Raw genomic sequence first — 3,869 nt, 5'->3', positions numbered from 1 at the left:
GCACGAAGGTTCCACCTCTTCCCATTCCGAACAGAGAAGTTAAGCTTCGTCACGCCGATGGTACTGCGTAACAGTGGGAGAGTAGGTAGCCGCCGTTTTGGGATCCTTCTCCGGTCTGATGGCCGGGGGAGGATCCTTTTCTTTTTTTGAGATTATGCATTTCTTTTTCTTGTCATAATTGCTTCTTCTGTATAATTTCTTTATTTTTGTTCCTTTCTAACCTAATATGTCAAAGACATAGAATTTAATTGGTGACATGAAGACATTTATTTTAGGAAAAAGGCAGGTGTTTATTGGGATGCTGTATTCATATTGTATGTTTATTTTCATAGGGATACACGCTAGTCCATCTTATACAATACATACTGAGTCTTTGACTACCTCCAATGGCTTATCCAATAATACGGTTCGTCATATATATCAAGATAGTAAAGGATTTATCTGGTTCAGCACATTGAATGGGTTGAATCGGTATGACGGGAATACTTTTCGGACATTCTTGCCGGACAGTATTGGCGAATTACCTTCATTGGCTGACGGAAGAGTAAAAAGTGTGTGTGAAGACAATCATGGCTTTTTATGGATTTCTACCTCCATAGACCGTTTCAGTTGTTATGATTTGAAAAGGGATTGTTTTGTTGATTATACAGGTTGTGAGGCATTCAAGGAGCAATATGCTTATATTACTTTGTTGTCTGATGCAGTATGGTTATGGGGGCGTGGCAAGGGATGTAGGCGCGTATGCTACAAGAATGACAGGTTCTATTCTGACGTGTTTTGTCTGGAAAATGGGACATTGGATACGAATGCAGTTTCATTTATCGAGCAAGACAGTTTGGGGCGTGTATGGATAGGAACACAGGAGGGGCTTTACGTTTGGCAAAACAAAGTATTGAAAAAAAATGGTCTCTTCACACAGTTTCGTGCGGATACATTGCTTTTCAGAGTATGTTTGTTTCATTACTGCCAAAGGTGAAATATGGTGTATAGGAAAGGATGAGCAACGGGCGACAAAGAAGGCTGAATTGCCGAATGTATGTTCAGGATATGATTTACCGGGTAATGCAGCGATTGGTAATCAATGGTTGATTTTCACGGGTGATGCTAGTTTTGTCTTTTTACCTGCTACCGGTGAGCTATCTCGTGCACCGGCTTCCTGGAATATTCCAGGGGCAGAGATAATAACAGATAATTGTGGAAATTACTGTGCATACAACAAAACCGGACATTTATATTATATCCAGGCAAAGACGGGTGAGGTGATGTCTTTCCGATTGATGCCGGAAGAAAAAGTACAGCTGATAGATAAGGAACGTTATCATGTTGTGCGTGATTCACGTGGCATTCTTTGGATTTCCACTTATGGAAATGGTTTTTATACATATGATTTGCATACTGGACATTTGTCACATTTCAAAGCAGATGACACACGTTCTTCTGTTTTGCTTTCAGATGAGTTGTTATATATGATGGAAGACCGTTCGGGTAGTATCTGGATTGGTGCCGATCATACAGGTGTGTCTCACCTGAAGATGGTAGACAAAATATCAGATTTGTTTTATCCTGAACCTCAAGGTGAAGATAAAATCTTGTATAAGAATAATGTACGGACTTTGGCATCTCTCTCTGATGGCGATATTTATATGGCTACACGTAACGGAAAAGTTTATCTTTACGATTCTACGTTTTCGCAGAAAAAATATGAGAAGGAATATGTCAGTAATGTCTATTCAGTTTGCGAAGATACGGCTGGTGTATTGTGGCAGGGTATGCGGGGAGGAGGATTAAGAGTCGGCAACCGTTTGTGGTTGCATCATGCAGATAATCCGGCTTCTTTGGCTTCTGACGATGTTTATTCTTTGTTGAGGGATCGCAAGGGCCGGATGTGGGTCGGTACCTTTGGAGGTGGGCTTGATTTGGCACTTCCCGATGGGAAAGGAGGATATATCTTCCGGCATTTTTTCAATGATTCTTATGGACAGAAACGTATCCGTATGTTGGTTGAAGACCGGAATGGCTGGATTTGGGCTGCGACGAGCGACGGAGTGTTTATTTTTCGTCCCGAACGTTTGCTGGCAGATGAGCAGGCATATTATCATTATAACAGGCAAAACGGGAATTTACGGAGTAATGAAATCCGACATCTTTTGCAAGACTGTAACGGTAATCTGTGGATAGCTGAAGCGGGAGCCGGTTTCAGTATCTGCAAACCAGGTGATGATTATGCTCGGCTTCGTTTTTCGCATTACGGAGTGAGTGATGGCTTGGTAAACGATATGATACAGGCTTTTGCTGAAGATTCTAAAGGGAATATTTGGATTACCACCGAATATGGAGTTTCGTGTTTTGATGTATCTTCGAAGACTTTTCTGAATTATTTTTTATCGATGCAGATGTTGCAGAATGTTTATAACGAGACTTCCGCACTAGCTTTGCCAGACGGGAGAATCCTGATGGGTTCCAATGATGGGGTTACTGTGGTTGATCCTTCACGGGTTAATACTGACCGTCGTATACCGTCTGTGACTTTTACTGACCTACGATTGAACGGTGTTTCAGCCGGGAGTAGTGGGACAGAGCGTCTATTCGAGAAATCATTGCCTTATACCTCTTCGGTACAGTTGGATTACAGCCAGCATTCGTTTACTGTTTATTTCTCTACTTTGGATTATTCGGCTATTGTGCCGCCTCGATTTACCTATCAGTTGCAGGGGTATGATAAAGGATGGAGTGTGCCTTCGGTATTACCTTGGGGTACTTATAAGAATCTTCCCCCTGGCACTTACAAGTTGCATGTGAAGGCATGCAATTCGTTCGGACAGTGGGGCGATGATTATACGACACTTGAGATTGTTATTGTTCCACCTTTTTGGCGTACTGGGGGGCATTTGTCATTTATTTGTTCTTGCTAGGGAGTCTGATGTATGTGGCATGGCGTGTCGTGCGTCGCATGGATGATTTGCGGAACAAGGTCAAGGTGGAAAAAGAACTGACCGAGTACAAATTGAGGTTCTTTACCCATATATCCCACGAATTCCGTACGCCGCTTACGCTGATTCAGGTTGCTCTGGACAAGATGAATCAGGTGAAAGTGATTCCGAAAGAGATGGTATCTTCTGTCCGTATGATGGATAAAAGTGCCCGGCGTATGTCACGACTTGTTAATCAGTTGCTTGAATTCCGGAAAATGCAGGAAAAGAAGCCTGTGCTTTCGTTGGAAGAAGCAGATGTCATTGCTTTTTTGCACGAAATATACTTGAATTTTAAGGAAGTGGCTGAATCTAAAAGAATGGATTTCCGTTTTCTTCCTTCTGTTCCGTCTTATAAGATGTTTCTGGATAAAGAGAAGCTGGACAAGATAGTTTACAATTTGCTTTCCAATGCATTTAAGTATACTCCTTCCGGTGGAAAGGTTGATTTTTCGGTTCAGGTGGATGAAACAATTCATCAGCTTGTTATCCGCGTGGTTGATACAGGGGTGGGAATACCGAAAGAAAAACGTGAACAACTTTTCAAGCACTATATGCAAAACAGTCTTTCGGGAGATAGCATGGGAATCGGATTGTATCTTGTTCATGAACTGGTGCAGGTACATAAAGGAACTGTTGTCTATGAGGAATGTAGGGGAGGAGGGTCGGTGTTTATCGTTACGCTTCCTGCCGATGTCTCGGTTTATGATAAAAAAGATTTCCTGATACCTGAGAGTGCTTTGTTGCATGAAGAAGAGTTGAGACATCGTTTATCACCGTGGTAGACCGTATGGTGCAACAAGCCATTAACCAGGTTCTGACCCCTATCTATGAGTGCCAATTCTCGAGGAGAAGCTACGGCTTCCGTCCAAGAAGAGGTTGTCATGACGCACTGCGAGG

3 protein-coding genes and 1 rRNA gene are annotated in these 3,869 nt (G+C 42.4%); all 4 read left to right on the top strand.

Going from position 1 to position 3,869, the window contains the following annotated elements; all coding sequences use genetic code 11:
• Nucleotides 1-98 (top strand): 5S ribosomal RNA (gene rrf, locus B5F71_RS18955); the annotation flags it as partial.
• Nucleotides 99-373: 275 nt separating this feature from the next.
• A complete protein-coding gene (locus B5F71_RS21135) occupies nucleotides 374-976 on the top strand; it encodes a two-component regulator propeller domain-containing protein (RefSeq protein WP_239465875.1) in 603 nt (200 codons plus the stop codon).
• Nucleotides 903-2,912: a two-component regulator propeller domain-containing protein gene (locus B5F71_RS21130; protein WP_241148661.1), complete on the top strand. Its 2,010-nt coding sequence runs from the start codon at nucleotides 903-905 to the stop codon at nucleotides 2,910-2,912. Before B5F71_RS21135 ends, B5F71_RS21130 begins: the two co-directional genes overlap by 74 nt.
• Nucleotides 2,913-2,920: 8 nt before the next feature.
• A complete protein-coding gene (locus tag B5F71_RS21125) occupies nucleotides 2,921-3,754 on the top strand; it encodes a HAMP domain-containing sensor histidine kinase (protein WP_343285816.1) in 834 nt (277 codons plus the stop codon).
• The last annotated feature ends 115 nt before the right edge of the window (nucleotides 3,755-3,869 follow it).

Source organism: Bacteroides sp. An269, from assembly GCF_002159755.1.
GTDB classification, from domain to species: domain Bacteria; phylum Bacteroidota; class Bacteroidia; order Bacteroidales; family Bacteroidaceae; genus Phocaeicola; species Phocaeicola intestinalis.
This window is presented reverse-complemented; position numbering and strand designations above follow the sequence as displayed.